The sequence below is a fragment of the Amycolatopsis sp. NPDC051373 genome (assembly GCF_040689465.1).
Taxonomy (GTDB): domain Bacteria; phylum Actinomycetota; class Actinomycetes; order Mycobacteriales; family Pseudonocardiaceae; genus Amycolatopsis.
Map to the genome: position 1 here is coordinate 93,751 of NZ_JBFBAE010000028.1, position 15,962 is coordinate 109,712.

Annotated in this window: 13 protein-coding genes and 1 pseudogene; 6 read left to right on the forward strand and 8 right to left on the reverse strand. The window is 71.0% G+C overall.

Features of this window, described 5'->3' with window-relative positions; all coding sequences use genetic code 11:
- Nucleotides 1-22: 22 nt before the first annotated feature.
- Nucleotides 23-1,411: a lysine 2,3-aminomutase gene (locus tag AB0383_RS39155; RefSeq protein ID WP_364180111.1), complete on the forward strand. Its 1,389-nt coding sequence runs from the start codon at nucleotides 23-25 to the stop codon at nucleotides 1,409-1,411.
- Nucleotides 1,412-1,796: 385 nt separating this feature from the next.
- On the opposite strand, the gene AB0383_RS39160 is transcribed toward AB0383_RS39155, so the two are convergent.
- Complete coding sequence (locus AB0383_RS39160) at nucleotides 1,797-2,024, reverse strand: hypothetical protein (protein ID WP_366189975.1); 228 nt, start codon at nucleotides 2,022-2,024, stop codon at nucleotides 1,797-1,799.
- A 417-nt stretch (nucleotides 2,025-2,441) separates the two neighbouring features.
- Here AB0383_RS39160 and helR point away from each other — a divergent pair, with 417 nt between their 5' ends.
- Nucleotides 2,442-4,646, forward strand: coding sequence for an RNA polymerase recycling motor ATPase HelR (helR, locus tag AB0383_RS39165; protein ID WP_366189976.1), 2,205 nt, complete (start codon nucleotides 2,442-2,444; stop codon nucleotides 4,644-4,646).
- Nucleotides 4,647-4,771: 125 nt separating this feature from the next.
- On the opposite strand, the gene AB0383_RS39170 is transcribed toward helR, so the two are convergent.
- From AB0383_RS39170 to AB0383_RS39190, 5 genes are all read right to left on the reverse strand, one after another.
- Nucleotides 4,772-5,128 carry a GIY-YIG nuclease family protein gene (locus AB0383_RS39170; protein ID WP_366189977.1) on the reverse strand — a complete coding sequence of 119 codons (357 nt, stop codon included), beginning with the start codon at nucleotides 5,126-5,128 and terminating at the stop codon, nucleotides 4,772-4,774.
- A 57-nt stretch (nucleotides 5,129-5,185) separates the two neighbouring features.
- Entirely contained in the window at nucleotides 5,186-6,085 is a 900-nt protein-coding gene (locus tag AB0383_RS39175) for a DUF4041 domain-containing protein (protein WP_366189978.1), read from the reverse strand.
- An 85-nt stretch (nucleotides 6,086-6,170) separates the two neighbouring features.
- Entirely contained in the window at nucleotides 6,171-7,328 is a 1,158-nt protein-coding gene (locus AB0383_RS39180; protein WP_366189979.1) for a serine hydrolase domain-containing protein, read from the reverse strand.
- Between the two features lie 181 nt (nucleotides 7,329-7,509).
- Nucleotides 7,510-8,130, reverse strand: a complete 621-nt coding sequence (locus AB0383_RS39185; protein ID WP_366189980.1) for a hypothetical protein — start codon at nucleotides 8,128-8,130, stop codon at nucleotides 7,510-7,512.
- A 107-nt stretch (nucleotides 8,131-8,237) separates the two neighbouring features.
- Nucleotides 8,238-9,467, reverse strand: coding sequence for a S8 family serine peptidase (locus AB0383_RS39190; RefSeq protein WP_364180103.1), 1,230 nt, complete (start codon nucleotides 9,465-9,467; stop codon nucleotides 8,238-8,240).
- Between the two features lie 243 nt (nucleotides 9,468-9,710).
- Between AB0383_RS39190 and AB0383_RS39195 the strand changes: the two are divergent.
- The 4 genes and pseudogenes from AB0383_RS39195 to AB0383_RS39210 all read left to right on the forward strand — a co-directional run bounded on the left by AB0383_RS39195 (nucleotide 9,711) and on the right by AB0383_RS39210 (nucleotide 15,436).
- Nucleotides 9,711-11,796, forward strand: a pseudogene (locus AB0383_RS39195) (hypothetical protein).
- A 140-nt stretch (nucleotides 11,797-11,936) separates the two neighbouring features.
- Nucleotides 11,937-12,284: a YciI family protein gene (locus tag AB0383_RS39200; protein ID WP_366189981.1), complete on the forward strand. Its 348-nt coding sequence runs from the start codon at nucleotides 11,937-11,939 to the stop codon at nucleotides 12,282-12,284.
- Between the two features lie 2 nt (nucleotides 12,285-12,286).
- Complete coding sequence (locus AB0383_RS39205; RefSeq protein WP_366189982.1) at nucleotides 12,287-13,504, forward strand: sigma-70 family RNA polymerase sigma factor; 1,218 nt, start codon at nucleotides 12,287-12,289, stop codon at nucleotides 13,502-13,504.
- Nucleotides 13,505-14,356: 852 nt separating this feature from the next.
- Complete coding sequence (locus AB0383_RS39210; protein ID WP_366189983.1) at nucleotides 14,357-15,436, forward strand: GDSL-type esterase/lipase family protein; 1,080 nt, start codon at nucleotides 14,357-14,359, stop codon at nucleotides 15,434-15,436.
- A 9-nt stretch (nucleotides 15,437-15,445) separates the two neighbouring features.
- Here AB0383_RS39210 and AB0383_RS39215 read toward each other — a convergent pair whose 3' ends face one another.
- Together AB0383_RS39215 and AB0383_RS39220 are read right to left on the reverse strand one after the other, a co-directional pair.
- A complete protein-coding gene (locus AB0383_RS39215) occupies nucleotides 15,446-15,745 on the reverse strand; it encodes a hypothetical protein (protein WP_360601482.1) in 300 nt (99 codons plus the stop codon).
- On the reverse strand, nucleotides 15,732-15,959 hold the full coding sequence (locus tag AB0383_RS39220) for a hypothetical protein (RefSeq protein ID WP_360601484.1): 228 nt from the start codon (nucleotides 15,957-15,959) through the stop codon (nucleotides 15,732-15,734). The genes AB0383_RS39215 and AB0383_RS39220 overlap by 14 nt, the downstream gene beginning before the upstream one ends.
- Nucleotides 15,960-15,962: the final 3 nt, after the last annotated feature.

The window sequence follows — 15,962 nt, forward strand, 5'->3', positions numbered from 1 at the left end:
AGCACGAATGACTGGAGTACAGATGACTGCGATCCAGGAACCTGTGCCGCCTCCCGCCGCCCACGACCAGCCGTACGAGTACGCGCGCACCGCGCTGGTGGAACCGGACTGGCGCCGCTTCCCCGGCTGGCACCACGTGACCGACGCCGAGTGGCGCGACGCGCAGTGGCAGCGGGTGCACTGCGTCCGCAACGTCAAGCAGCTGCGCGCGCTGATGGGTGATCTGCTGGAGGAGCGGTTCTACGAGGACCTGCTCGCGGACCAGCGTGAAATGGCCACGATGTCGATGCTGCTGCCCCCGCAGATGCTCAACACGATGGCTCCCTCCGCCGGCAGCGACCCGGCGAAGGTCACCGAGGCGTTCTACGCCGACCCGATCCGCCGCTACATGCTGCCCGTGCGCACCGACCGCGACCTCGCGTGGCCCAACCACCCGCACTCGGAGCGCGACTCGCTGCACGAGGCCGAGATGTGGGTCGTCGAGGGTCTCACGCACCGGTACCCGACCAAGGTGCTCGCGGAGATGATCTCGACGTGCCCCCAGTACTGCGGGCACTGCACGCGCATGGACCTGGTCGGGAACTCGACGGAGCAGGTCGAGAAGCACAAGCTCACGCTCAAGCCGGTCGACCGCCAGGACGCGATGATCGACTACCTCAAGCGCACCCCGGGCGTGCGCGACGTCGTGGTGTCCGGCGGCGATGTCGCCAACGTGCCGTGGCCGCAGCTCGAGTCGTTCCTCATGCGCCTGATGGACATCGAGACCGTCCGCGACATCCGCCTCGCCACCAAGGCGCTGGCCGCGCTGCCGCAACACTGGCTGCAGCCGAAGGTGATCGAGGGCCTCGAGCGCGTCGCCGTCACCGCCCAGCGGCGCGGGGTGAACCTCGCCATCCACACGCACGTCAACCACGCGCAGTCCGTCACGCCCCTGGTCGCCGAAGCCGCGCGCACCGCGCTCGAGGTGGGCGTGCGCGACGTGCGCAACCAGGGCGTGCTGATGCGCGGCGTCAACGCCACCCCCGCCGCACTGCTGGACCTGTGCTTCGCGTTGCAGGGCGAGGCGAACATCCTGCCGTACTACTTCTACATGTGCGACATGATCCCCAACGCCGAACACTGGCGCGTCGCCGTGTGGGAAGCCCAGGACCTGCAGCACGCCATCATGGGCTACCTCCCGGGCTACGCCACCCCCCGCATCGTCTGCGACGTCCCCTACGTCGGCAAACGCTGGGTCCACCAGCTCGCCGACTACGACCGCGACCGCGGCGTCTCCTACTGGACGAAGAACTACCGCACCGGCATCGAGCACGCGGACCCGGAGGCCTTGCGGCGGCGGTACCCGTACTACGACCCGATTTCAACGCTGTCGGAGAGCGGGCGGAAGTGGTGGGCCGAGCAGAACGGCTGAGGCGCTCGACGCGGTGGTGGGCGTCGCGACGGGTTCCGCGCGACACCCACCACCGTCCGGCCGCTACCGGAACTCAGCTGCCCGCGGCCACGGCGACCACGCCGACGTCGACCTGCACCGTGCCGCCGTCGGTGACCGTGAGCGGCTCGGTGCGAGCGGTCCGGTAGTACTGGTTCTCGCCGTTCGGCGTGAAGTCCGAGTCGACGCGGTCGTCCCCGGCGTCCGGCGTGGTGAAGCGCCACCGGCTGGTCTGGACCTCGACCTCCGCGTAGTACTCCTTCGCCGGGACCTGCTCGGAGTACTTCCCGTCGAACAGGCTCAGCCCGTAGGGCTCCGCACCGGCGGCGAGGTCGCCGACGAACGCACACGTGGTGGTGCGCGCCCCTCACCAGCAGTCCCACTGGTTCGTGGTCATGCTGCCGGTCTCCTGCAGCTCGGGTGGCAACGTCCCGCTGAACCGCACCCCGGACGCTGCCGCGGTCCCGGCGTGGCGCACCTGGACGTACACCGAGGGCCAGCCGCCGTCAGGGAGGATGTGGCGCGCCGCGCTCACGTCGACCACTACGTCGGCCCCCTCGCCCGTCCCCCATTCACCGACCACGCTGGCGGGCACGGACGCGGATCGAGCCACGTTGCCGCGGACCGGGTGGACGTCGTGGCCGTAGGAGGTGGGGCGGACGGGCAGGGGCGTGTCCGCGATCTTCCGGAGCTTCGGCGCCGCCGGGGTGCCGCCGACGTCGAGGCCGGCGAGGTCGCAGTTGCCGGCGGCCCAGAGCAGGCGGGTGGTGGGGTCGTAGTAGACGCCGTGGACGCCGGGCAGGGCGTGAACACGAAGAGGAAGATCCGGCTCACCTGTTCGAGAAGTTCTCGAGGCCGGGAAAGGCGGGAAAAAAGCACACGCTCCCCCGCCACTATCAACGTATAACGCACCCCAGGGCTTGTGGCAAGACCCGGGTGATGCCGCACAATCACCACCCTGAAGCCGCGACCTGCGAAAACGAGGTGGCGGCGAGAGCGGTGAAGGGGACCTGTGTCAGCTGAGGGGTACGAACAGGAATTGCGGTCCGAGCGCGCCCACATCGCCGCGCTTTACACGCGCCTCGACGGGGAGCGAGCGCGGGTGAAGGGCGAGTACGAAGCGGCGCTGGGGGAAAACGGCGGAACGCCGATGGAGCGCGACGTGCGCGTGCGTGCGCTGAGCAGGGAGGTGCGGCGGCTGGACGTGGTGGACAACGGCCTGTGTTTCGGCCGGCTGGACACGCTCGACGACGACGTGTCCTACATCGGCCGCATCGGATTGTTCGACGAGGAGGACGAGTACCGGCCCGTGCTGCTGGACTGGCGGGCGCCGGCGGCGCGCCCGTTCTACACCGCGACCGGGGCGAACCCGGAGAACGTGCGCCGGCGCCGCCAGTTCCACACGCGCGGGCGGCGGGTCCCCGAGTTCACCGACGAGGTGCTCGGCCGGCCCACCGCCGGCGAGCACGGTGACGCCGACGCGGCGCTGCTGGCGGCCGTCAACGCGCCGCGCGGTGAGGGCATGCGCGACATCGTGGCGACGATCCAGGCCGAGCAGGACGAGATCATCCGTCTCGACCACCCGGGCGTGCTGGTGATCGAAGGCGGCCCGGGCACCGGGAAGACGGTGGTGGCGCTGCACCGCGTCGCCTATCTGCTCTACACGCAGCGGGAGCGGATGGAACGTCATGGCGCGCTCGTCGTCGGGCCGAACCCGGCGTTTCTGCACCACATCGGGCGCGTGCTGCCGTCACTGGGCGAGACCGACGTGGTGTTCACGACCACCGGCGGCTTCGTGCCCGGCCTGCACGTGACCGCCGAGGACTGGCCGGAGGCGGCGCGGCTGAAGGGCGAGCTGAAGATCCTCGACGTGCTCGCGGCCGCGATCGCCGACCGGCAGCGGACGCCGCAGGAGCCGGTGCCGGTCACGGTCGGCGACGTCACCGTGCGGATCGACGCCGAGACCGCGCAGTGGGCCATCGAGGAGGCGCGCGCGAGCGGGCTGCCGCACAACGAGGCGCGCGGCGTGTTCACCGAGATCGTCACCTACGTGCTCACCGAGCGCGCGATCACCCGCATCGGCCACGGCTGGCTGGGCCGCGACGACCGCGAGGCGCGCGATGACCTCAAGCGCACCCTCCTCAAAGACCTCGCCGGCAACCCCCGGTTCGTCGCCGCCGTCGACGAGCTGTGGCCCATCCTCACCCCACAGGGCCTGCTCGCGTCACTGTACGAGTCACCGGAACGGCTGCGCGCGGCCGGCGCCGACGCGGGACTGCTGCGCGAAGACGGCGAAGCATGGACGGTGTCGGACGTGCCGCTGCTCGACGAACTCGTCGACCTGCTAGGCCGCGACAAGGCCGCCGACGCCCGGGCCGAGCAGGCGGCCGAGCGGGAGCGCAAGAACCAGGCCGCCTACGCCGCCGACGTGCTCGACTCGCTCATCGAACGCGAGGACCTCAACGACGACGTCGGCCTGCTCGCCAAGGACCTGCTCTACGCCGAGGACCTCGCCGACCGGTTCGTGGCGCGCGACACCCGCGACCTCGTCGAACGCGCCACCTCCGACCGCGACTGGACCTACCGGCACGTGGTGGTCGACGAGGCCCAGGAACTGTCCGAAATGGACTGGCGCGTGCTGATGCGCCGCTGCCCGGGCCGCTCCTTCACCGTCGTCGGCGACCTCGCGCAACGCCGGTCGGCAGCCGGGGCGACGTCGTGGGCCTTTATGCTGGACCGCTACGTGAGCGACCGCTGGGCCTACCGCTCCCTCACGGTCAACTACCGCACGCCGGCGGAGATCATGAGCGTCGCGGCCGCCGTGCTCGCCGGGTTCGCCCCGGGGATCCGCCCGCCGGAGTCGGTCCGCGCCAACGGGGTCCAGCCGTGGTCCCGGCACGTCACCGAGGCCGAACTGCCCGCCGCGGTGGAGGATTTCGTACGTGACGAAGCCGGACGCGAAGGCACCAGCGTCGTCATCGGGCCCGCGGACGTACCCGGCGCGGTGCCGGCCGCGGAGACCAAGGGGCTGGAGTTCGACGCCGTGCTCGTTGTGGACCCGGCTCGCATCCTCGAGGACGGCCCCCGTGGCGCTGCCGAGCTGTATGTGGCGCTCACGCGCGCGACGCAGCGCCTCGGCGTCCTACACCGCGGCCCGTTGCCGGCGGCGCTGACGGGGCTCACCGAAACGGCGACGCCTGCCACGGCCGGGCGTTGACGGTGGATGTTCGAAGAGTCTGACGCGGAAATGCGAGACCTCGGCGAAGCACTGCTGAGGGGGCTGGTGCACCACACCGTCACCGGTGCGGCCCACCAGCCCCCTCAGCGGTCGACGACCTCGCCTCATGCGGCGGGCGAGGCGATCTCACCCAGGCTCTGGCGGTATTCGAACGCCTCGGGTTCGTCCCGGTAGTCGCGCAGGTTCCCGGCGAGGTCGTGCAGGAGTGCCTTGACCTCCGCCGGGGTGCACCGGAAGTACTCCCGCCGCCGGTTGACCCGGTTGAGCCGCCGGGCCTCCAGCTTGGCGTGGAGCTGCTGCTCGATCCCCACCTCGTCGTGGGAGAAGAACAGCGCGTGCACGTCGAAGCGGAAGGGCACCGACGCGTCGCCGAGCTCGCGCACTCGGTCCATCGGCTCGAGCCGGCGGGTCATCCCGATCTTGACGACGTCAGGGCCGAACGAGCCGATGTTGCTGATCACGTAGACGTAGCCCGCGCGAATGTTGGCCTGCCGTTCCTCGATGCCACTCAGCGCGGCCTAGATTTCGGCAAGCTTGCGCTCGAGATCGGCCATCCCCTGCAGATCTCCCTTCGCCCGCAGGGCCGCGATGGCGTTGCGGTAGTGCCGCTGCTCCTTGAGCAGCCGTTCCTGCTCGCGACGGTATTCCTGCAACGCCTTCTGCTCTTCCCTCAGAGCCGCACGTCGCTCGCGTTCGTCTTCCTTCTCCTGCTGCTTCTTCGCCAAGTAATCGGCGGTGAGCTCGAGTTCCCGGATCTGCATCGCGTGGTAGGCGGGGTTGACCCGGATCGACGCCATCGCCCCGAGCTTCTCGATCGTCCGGACAGCGGTCTCCAGCCGCTTGACGGCGGACGCGAGATTGCCGGCTTTGAGCACGCGCACGCAGTTCTCGGCTTCCGCGTTGTACGCGCGGACCATGAGCTTCGACAGATCTCCGACGAACTTGCGTCCCTGGGACAGCGAGTTGTTGTAGTGGAAGCTGTTCGATGCTTCGACGGCGGACTTCGTCCGGGTCATGTCTTTCATGGCGGCCTTTAGCCGTTCGAGCTCGGCCTTGTAGGCCTCGGCATCGGAGAGCACGTGCCGGTACTGGTAGACGCCCACCTCCTGCATCAGCCGGGCGTCGTCGGTCTCGACCACCTCGGCCCGAAGGGTCGTGAGCTGCGCTTGCAGCTGGGCGACCTCGGCGTTCATGGCCGAAGTCTGCTGCTGGTAGCGGGCTTGGTCCGCGTGAAGCCGCTGCGTCTGAGCGGCGATTTCCCGCTGGATGGCGACCGAACCGAGCGCACCCAGCCGCTGGAGCTCGCCACGCAAATACAGGTTCTCGCGTTGTGCCGCTTCGAGCTCTTCCTGCCGCTTCCGCCCACCGAACACCGACGCCTCCCCGGAGATCACCCTGCGCCAGGCGGAGTCGTCCATGGGCTCCGGTTCGTTACGGCTCCGGTCGAGCTTCAGCCGCTCGCGTGCCCCCCCGTTTGCGCGCTGCGTGGCGCTCCGCCGGTCGTTATTCGGAGAGCAGCACCCCGACCGCGAGCTCGAAAACCTCCCGCAGCTGCCCGAACAGTGGCGGCCCGCTCGTCGGGGTGATCTGCGCCGTGATGGACACCGCGACGCCGCCGCGGCCGTCGGGTGTGGCGGCGGTGAACTGGGTGTAGCCGAGGGTGTTGCCGGTGTGGCCGTAAACGTGGCCGTAGCGGGTGTCGTAGCGGAAGAGGGCCAGGCCGGCCGCGTTGGTGCCGGGGCCGGGGGGTTCGGAGCCGCCCGGCCGGAACCGGAGCTGGGCGTCGCGGGTCTGGCGGTCGATCAGGGCGCCGCCGACGTAGCCGCGGATGAAGCGCACCAGGTCGGCCGGTGTGGACACCACGCCGCCGGAGGCCCAGCTCCAGCCGGGGGCGACGGTGGTCGTCACGTCTTCGGGCGGGCCCGCGACGGTGGTGTCGTAGCCGTGCAGCGCCGGTTCCGGCAGGTCCGGACCACGCGGGAGGCTTGTGTCGCCCAGCCCCAGTGGCTGCAGCACGCGCTGGCGGAGCACGTCCTCGTACCGCCGGCCGGTGACCGACTCGCACATCAGCGCGACGAGGATGTTGTCGGAGTTCGAATAGGCGTAGCGGCTGCCGGGGCGGAACAGCAGATCGGGATCGGGGGCGTACGACAGCAATTCCCGCGGCGGCGGCGGATCGTGCAGGTTCGCGACCAGTGCGTCGCGGAAATCGTTGGTGCCGCTGAAATCGGGGATGCCGCTCGTGTGGCCGAGCAGCTGGCGCAACGTCACGGCCGACCACTCGCGGGGCATCCCGCGCACCGTCCGGCCCACCGTGGTGTCGAGCGACAGCCGGCCGTTGCTCACGAGGGAGAGCGCCGTCGCGCCGCTCAACGCCTCGGCCACGCTCGCCACCCGCACGCGGTCGCTCGCGCGCGGGGAGCGGCGGGCACCGAGCCGGGTAACTCCCGCCGTGTAGAGCGAAGTTCCCGACCCGCGGCCGATCGCGACGACGACCGCCGGTGGGCCGTGAGGGCTCTCGTGCAGCCGCCGGATCGCCGCGCGCAGCGAGTCCTCCACGCGCGGACGCCCGGTGGCCGGGGCCGGGGCGGCCGTCCACACGAGACCGCCCGCGGCGGCGAGGGTGGCTTGGGCGAGAATCGCGCGCCGGGACATCACCATCGCACCACGGTAACCGCGGGAAATGCGCAGCCCTAACGTTTCTTCGTCGCCCGGAAATCGTCACGACGGAGAATCGTTTCCTCTTCCCCCGGTGCGCATTCCGCGCGTCCGCGCCCGGGGCGGTGAATTACGGGCCGGGCCGGCGGTGCACTTCCCCGCGCACCGGCGGCCCGGACACCGCTCACGCCATCTCGGGCACGTTCAGGTGCGCGATGGCGAGGTCGAACTCGCGGACGTCGAGCCGTTCGGCGCCGGCTTCCCGCAGGGTGGCCGCGCGCAGCGAGTTGGCCTTCTCGGCGGTGCGGCCCAGCGCCTCGGCGCTGTCGTAGCCGATCGAGGCCACGCACCGGCCGCTCTCGCGATCGACCATCAGGCTCGCGCTGCAGAACCCGTCGAAGTCGGCGAGCCCCGGCAGCGTGGTCATCTTGAACACGTCGACGACCGCGTCCACCCGTTCGGGCGCCACCTTCAGCCACGTTCCCCGCACCGCCGCGCCGGCACCGGAATGGTGATCACGGTGCAGCAGCGCGATCTCCCACTCCTCCACCTTCGGCGGTCCGCCGAACATCTCGGCGACCTGCTCCCGCAGCACGGTCATGGCCTGCGCGCTCTCGCGCATGGTCTCGGCCGAGCGCCACGCCGTGGTCACGATCGTGCGGCTGTCCTGCCGGCCGAGGAGCATCGACAGTCCCACGTTCCCCTCGGTGGCCAGCGCCGCGGGCATGACGGTGTCACGCACGTGCGCGACCGCGTCGTCCAGCGACGCCGGCTTCAGCTGGATCGTCGTGCTGCGAGCGAACACGATCCACCTCCCGCCGGTCGTGGCGGCGCCCCGGTGACGCCACCGGTCCCCTCACCCTCCCCCCGGGCGCGGCGGGTCACAACGCCCCGAATTTCACGGCGCGCGGGTCAGAACGCGGCGGTGCCGTTCGGCGTGCCGAGACCGGTCGGGCCGTCGTAGCCCGCTCCTGCGGTGCACAGGTACGAACCACCACAGGAGCCATTGCTGCCGGAGGTCACGTCGAACAGGCCATCCGGGTGTGCGTACGGCTGCGCGGCGGCCGTGACGGAATTCCCGGCCAGCGCGTACACCGACGCCACGACCGGAGACGACAGGCTCGTGCCACCGACCTGCACCCAGCCGTCGGCACCCTGCGCGAGCCCGAGCGTCAGCAGCAGGTCGCACAAGGCCCCGCCGCCGCAACTGTTGTACGTGTCGTACACGCCGAGCCCGGTCTTCGGGTCGGCCACCGCGGCGACGTCGGCGACAGTCCGCTTCGCGCACGCGGTGTCGTGCTGCCACGCGGGTTTGGGCTCGAGCGCGGAGCAGCCGCTGCCGCTGCCCGACCACGTCGTCTCGGCCCAGCCGCGCGAGGTGCCGGCGGCTTTCTTCAGTGTCGTGCCGCCGACCGCCGTCACGTAGGGCGACGACGCGGGCCAGCTCACGCCGTAGCCGGCATCGCCGGACGAGGCGGTGATGGCGATGCCGGGGTGGTCGAGGTGGGCGTCGGCGGCGGTGATCGTCGGGTCCTCGTCGCCGCCGTAGCTGTTGGAGATCGCCACGACGCCCGGGGTCGTGGCGGCCGTGTCGACTGCCGTCATCAGCGGGTCGGTGTCCGGGGAATCGGCTTCCACCAACAGGATGCGGCAGTCGGGGCAGGTCGCGGACACGGCGTCGAGGTCGAGGCTGATCTCCTCCGCCCAGCCGTAGTCCGGCGCCGGCAGCGGGCTCGCCGCGCCGTGCTGGTTGACCTTGCGGAAGCAGCCGTCGGCCGAGGTGCACGGCGCCAGCCCCCGCGCGGCGCGGTAGGTCGCGAGGTCGCTCTCGGCGGTCGGGGCATCCATGGCGTCGACGATCGCCACGGTGCGGCCGTTCGCGTGCCGGCCGCCGAGGCCGTACGCGGCCTGGATCTCGGCCGGTCCGTAGCCGACCGGAGTCGCCGCGACCAATGGTCCCGGCCCGTCCGGCGACTTGATCGCCTTGCCCAGGCAGTGCAGGCGGGCCTGCGCGCACCCGAAGTCGACGAGATCGCCGCCCAGCAGCGGCGCGGCGTTCGCCGCGGTCGTGGTGGAAGCCGCCAGGGGAACGGCAAGTGTCACCGCCACGAGCACACGGGCCAGGTTCTTGAGTCGCGACACTGCGGCCTCCTTGATCACGCTGAGACAGCGAATGGTCGCATGTAACTCGTTCCGGGTCACCCGTCCGAATGAGGGAAAGTTCCACACCTCCGTTTCCGGCTGGCCCTCGTCCACGACATTGGTCCAGACACCTGTTACCAATGCGTGACGTCCAGGGCGCCGACCGGCGGCTACTTTGTTGTGACTTACAACAAATATGTGTCTGTGAATCACCGACGGAGGTGTCACGGCGTGAACCGGACCTTGGACCACAGGTTCCCATCCCGCAGCTCTCGATCCGACGGCGCGCGATGGCGGAGGGCGCTCGCGACGGCCGCACTCCTGCCGGGGGCCGGGCTGGTCGCCGCTCCCCCCGGCCTCGGCCGCCGGCGACTACACCCAGGCCGCCGCAGCGGCCGGTGCGCAGCAGGTACAGCTCACCTTCACCCCCGCCGCCCCGGCGCGCTACGTCGACGTGCACTACACGGGCGTGCCCGGCGTCGGGCAGCAGAACGTGCGCATGACCGAGGGTGCCGGCACCTGGCGCACAACCGTCGGTGGGCTTGGCAGCGGCAGCGTGCTCGACTACTGGTTCACCTACGAGAAGAACGCGCCGCAGTTCGACACCCCGCACTTCACGTTCACCCAGGGCGGCGGCACGCAGGCCGGCTGCCCGGCACAGCCCGATGTGCCGGACTTCGGTCCGAACGTGCGGATCTTCGACCCGAGCATGCCCACCGCCACGATCCAGGCGCAGCTCGACGCCGACTTCAACGCACAGAAGGACACGCAGACCGCGCAGTTCGCCGACCGGCGCGTGGCGCACCTGTTCAAGCCGGGCACCTACGCCGTGCACGACGACGTCGGCTTCTACACCTCCGTCGCGGGCCTCGGGCGCAACCCCGACGACGTGACGATCAACGGTGACATCACCGTCGACGCGTTCAACGCCTCGGACCAGGGCGTGGCGCTGCAGAACTTCTGGCGCTCGGCCGAGAACATGGCGGTGAACCCTTCCAGCGGCAACGACCGGCGGGCCGTGGCGCAGGCCGCGCCGTTCCGCCGGATGGACATCCGCGGCGGGCTGCAGCTCTACCCCGCCAGCTTCGGCTTCGCCAGCGGCGGCTACGTCGCCGACACCCGTGTGTCCGGGCAGACGGCCTCGATCTCGCAGCAGCAGTGGTACACGCGCGACTCGGCGTTCGGCAGCTGGGACGGCGGCGTATGGAACATGGTCTTTTCCGGCACCACCGGTGCGCCGGCGAACACGTTCCCGAACCCGCCCGAGACCACGCTGGCCACCACGCCCGTCTCGCGCGACGTGCCCTATCTCTACCTCGACGGCGCCGACTACCGCGTGTTCCTGCCCGCCCTGCGCGCCAACGCGTCGGGCCCGAGCTGGGCCGGCGGATCCACCCCGGGGACGTCGCTGCCGATGAGCCAGTTCCGCGTGGTCAAGCCCGGTGACACCGCAGCGTCGATCAACAGCTCGCTGGCCGCAGGCTGCAACCTGTTCTTCACCCCCGGCGTGTACCACCTCGACCAGACGTTGAACGTCACGCGCGCCGACACCGTCGTGCTCGGCATCGGCTACCCGACCCTGGTGCCCGGCAACGGCGTCGACGCCATGCACGTCGCGGACGTCGACGGCGTCCGGGTGAAGGGCCTGCTCTTCGACGCCGGCACCACGAACTCGCAGTCGCTGCTGACCGTCGGCACGGTCGGGTCGCACGTCGGCCACGCGGCGAACCCGACGACGCTGCAGGACGTGTTCTTCCGTGTCGGCGGTGAGCTCGCGGGCAAGGCCACCGCGAGCCTGGTCGTGAACAGCGACGACACGATCATCGACCACACCTGGGCGTGGCGTGCCGACCACGGCAACCCCGGCACAGTCGGCTGGACCACCAACACCGCCGACACCGGGGTACTGGTCAACGGCGACGACGTACTCGCGACCGGCCTGTTCGTGGAGCACTACCAGAAGTACCAGGTGATCTGGAACGGCCAGCGCGGGCGGACGATCTTCTTCCAGAACGAGATGCCCTACGACGTGCCGGACCAGGCGTCGTGGAACGCGCCCTCGGGCGTGGCGGGGTACGCGGCCTACAAGGTCGGGGCGAACGTGACCTCCCACGAGGCGTGGGGCCTGGGCAGCTACTGCTTCTTCGACACCAACCCCGCCGTGTCGAGCTACCACGCGTTCGAAGTGCCGAACACGCCCGGCGTGCGGCTGCACAGCCTGCTCACGGTGTCGCTGAACACCCGCGGCAGCATCACGCACGTCGTCAACGACACCGGCGCGGCGACACCGTCTGGCACGGCACCGGTGAACGTGGTCAGCTACCCCTAGCGGCGCGCGACGGGTACGAGAGGGCTCTTCGCCGGCGTCGCTCCGGCGAAGAGCCCTCTCGTCTTTCGTGGAAATGCCGGCGGGTGTCGAAGTGCCCTCCGGCCGTTCGTGTAACGGGCGACGAGAGGAAGGATCGAGCCATGAAGCAGTACCTGCTCAGCGTCTACCAGCCCGACGGACCCACGCCGCCGGCCGAACAGCTCGACATGATCGTGGACCGGCTGGACGCGCTCAACGCCGAGATGAAGGACGCCGGCGCGTGGGTGTTTTCCGGTGGCCTGCACGCGCCCGGTTCGGCGACGGTCGTGCGCGCCGAGGGCGGTGATCTGCTCACGACCGACGGCCCGTTCACCGAGGGCAAGGAGCACCTGGGCGGGTTCACGATCGTGCGCGCGCCGGACCTCGACGCCGCGCTCGGCTGGGCCGGGCGGATCGCCGAGATCACCACGCTGCCGGTGGAGGTCCGGCCGTTCCAGGGCGAGGCCTGAGCGTGTCCACTGTGGACGCTCTGGATCGGGTGTTCCGCGCCGAGTACGGGCGGACCGTGGCGGTGCTGGTGAGGGTGTTCGGGGACGTCGACGTCGCCGAGGAAGCGGTGCAGGAGGCCTTCGCGATAGCGGCGAGCCGCTGGCCGGCCGAGGGACTGCCGCCGAGCCCCGCCGGCTGGCTCGTGACCACGGCTCGTCGCCGGGCTCTGGATCGTCTGCGCCGCGAGTCCTCGCGCTCCGACCGGCACGCGCAGGCCGCTCTTCTGCACGCCGGTACAGAACCGGTCGAGGAGGGCCCGGTGCGTGACGAACGGCTTCGCCTCATCTTCACCTGCTGCCACCCGGCGCTCGCCCCGCACGCCCGGGTCGCGCTCACCCTGCGGCTGCTGGGCGGCCTGACGACGGGCGAGATCGCCCACGCGTTCCTCGTGCCGGAGCCCACGATGGCGCAGCGCGTCTCCCGCGCCAAGGCCAAGATCCGCGACGCCGGCATCCCCTACTGCGTCCCCGCCGACGCCGACCTGCCCGGCCGTCTCGTCGCCGTGCTGGCCGTGGTGTACCTGATCTTCACCGAGGGCCACACGGCCACGTCCGGAGCCTCACTGGGCCGCCCCGACCTCGCGGCGGAGGCGATCCGGCTGGGGCGGGTGCTGGCTTCGCTGATGCCCGACGAGCCCGAGGTGCTGGGGTTGCTGGCGCTGATGCTGCTGGTCGAGTCACGCCGTCCTGCGCGCACAGGTCCCGGCGGTGCGGTGGTGCTGCTGTCCGACCAGGACCGCGGTCTCTGGGACGCTGCCCTGGTTTCCGAAGGGCAGGACCTCGTGCGCCGCTGCCTGCGCCGCGACCGGCCCGGGCCGTATCAGCTGCAGGCCGCGATCAACGCCGTCCACGCCGACGCTGCCACCGCCGGGCAGACCGACTGGCGCCAGATCGTGCAGCTGTACGACCACCTGTTGCTTCTCACGCCGACACCGGTGGTCGCGCTGCACCGCGCGGTGGCCGTTGCGGAGGTCGACGGGCCGGGGGCGGCGCTGGCGCTGGTGGACTCCTTGGATCTGGACGGTTACCACCTGCTACACGCCGTGCGGGCCGACCTGCTGGCGCGCGCCGGCCGACGCGGCGAAGCGGTGGCCGCGTACGACCGGGCGGTGGAGCTCGCGGAGAACGCCGCCGAACGGGCCCTGCTGGAACGCAAGCGAGCCGCTCTCTCCGACACCTAGGCGGACCGCGGCCGATCGCCGGCGAGTACGAGGCGAAGAACTGGCTTCGGAGCGGCCACGAGCCCCGGCGCACCGAGCGCTACGCGTGGCGGACCGCGTGCAGGGCGGCTCGTCGCCAGGCCGCCGCCGTCATCGGGGCCACGAGCGGGCGGGCGCCCGGACCGTCATCGGGTACAGGTCGGCCGCGGGGTGCAGGAGATGCCGAGGTCGCGCAGCATGTCGGCGGTGTCGCCGGCGGAGTGGACGAGGTTGAGCAGCGCGTAGCGGCCGAGTTCGGTGCGTAGCCGCCCCGGTTCGCGCGCGGCGGGGGTCGCCGGGGCCGACGAGCTCGGTGAGGCGGACCGGCACGGGCAGGTCCGCGAGCGGGCCCTGGTCCCCGGCGGGGGCGACGACCAGCAGCAGCGAGTCGGCGCAGTGGTCGGCGATGCGACGCAGCTGGGGGGGTGGCCGTGTTCCATTGGAAGTACCACAGCGCCCGCAGGGTCACCGGGTGAGCGGCACTCGGCGGGCGCCGACGACGCGGAAGCCTTTCTCGGCCAGCCAGTCCATTGTGGACGTGATTCGGCGGGCGGCGATCGCGTCGGGTTTGAGCAGCAGCAGCCCGTGGGCGCTCGCGAAGCGCCCGACGTCGCCGGTGAGGGCGCGCAGGGGTTCGAGCGACTCCTGGAAGCAGGTGTCGGCCGCGTACCGGGGCGCGCTTGTCCGCGTCGCGGGTCAAGGCCTCGTGCGGCCGCTGTCCGTCCTTCTCGTGCCCGTTCACGGCATCCGCTCCCTTCCGGGTGGTGACCGATGTCCCAGCGCGGGACCGGGGAAAACCCCAGACCCGGGCGCGCTCGCTAGACTCGGGCGGCGATGCGTCGATTCCGGTGGTGGTGGGGAGCCCTGGTCCTCGCCTGCGTGGCTGTGCTCGCGAGCTTCTTCGTGTTCTCCGGCCCCGGGCTCAAGCCCGGCCAGCCGCTGCCGCGCAAAGGTCCGCCCGGCACGGGCCCGCTGACGGTGGTGGCGATCGGCGACAGCACCGTGTCCGGCGAGGGCGCCGGCGACTACACCCCCGACACCGACGGCCGCAACGGCGATTGGTGCCATCGCTCGGCCAACGCCTTCGTGCAGAAGGTTCGCATTCCGGACGTCACGGCGCGGGTGAACCTGGCGTGTTCGGGCGCGCCGGCGGAGCAGGTGTCGCTGGGCGGGGTGAAGCAGTGGGGCGAGCGGTCGCAGGCGCAGCAGCTGGCCGCGGTGGTGAAGAACCACCGGGTGTCCGCCGTGGTGATCGCGATCGGCGCCAACGACGACCCGAAGTTCTCCACGCAGGTGTCCGAGTGCTTCAAGGCCTGGTTCTCGGTGAGCGCGCCGTCGTGCAACCTGGCGCTGCAGAAGACGTGGCAGTCCAAAGTGGACGCGATGGTGCCGAAGGTGGTCAACGCAGTCGGCGATGTGAAGAAGGTCCTGGCCCAGGCGGGTTACGTGCCGGCCGACTACCAGCTCGTGCTGCAGTCCTACGCCGCGCCGGTCGCCATAGACGTTCCGCCGGGGTTGCAGAACCTCGACGGCTGCCCGTTTCGCACCGACGACCTGCAGTGGATCTCGACCACGGGCATCACCACGCTCTCGGCGGGCCTGAAGCAGGCCGCCGTGCAGTCCGGCGCGCGGTTCCTCGACCTGGCGCGCGCGGGTGAGCACCACGAGGCGTGCAGTGGCGGCGCGAACCCGGCTTCGGAGTGGTTCACGCGCCTGACGCTGCACCTGAGTGATCTGGGCCAGGCGGACCGGGCGCAGCACGCGCTGCAGGAGTCGTTCCACCCCAACGCCGCGGGGCACGCCGCGATCGCCGACTGCCTCTCGGAATTCCTCGCCGGGCGCGAGGGCAACGCCACGTGCCTGTCCGGGCCTGACGGCAAGCTCCACGCCGTGCCCGAGGTCGCCAACCGCTGAGCGGCGGCCCTAGAGGTCGAGCGCGGCCCGCAGTGCGACGTCGATCTGTTCCTGCACTTCCTGGTCGATCTCGGCGATGCGCTCGTCGAACCACGGCCGGTACAGCCGGGTCAGGTTGAGCGTGGACACCCAGTACCGCGCGTCGATCGCGACGCCCAGGATGTCCTGCGGGTCGCGGTCGAGCAGTTCGGTGCCGAGCAGCCAGGGCCGCTCGGACTCGTTCACCCCGTCCGACGACAGGAGCACCACGGTGCGTTCCCGGGCCGGTTCGGTCGGGGGATGGTACGTCCAGACTTCACCCCTGCGCACGCATGTCCTTTTCCGCCGCCGTCCGTTCCACCTCGTCCGCCTCGGCCGCCGGCGCGGTCGGCGCCTGCTGCGGGGTGTAGCCCGTGCGCACCGCCTCCCGCCGGGCCGCCTTGGACAACCAGGACGAGACCGAGATCCCGTGCGCTTTCGCAGCTCGTTCGGCGAACTCGAGCGCACCACTGTCGAGAGAAAGGGTGACCTTACGTGTTGCCATACC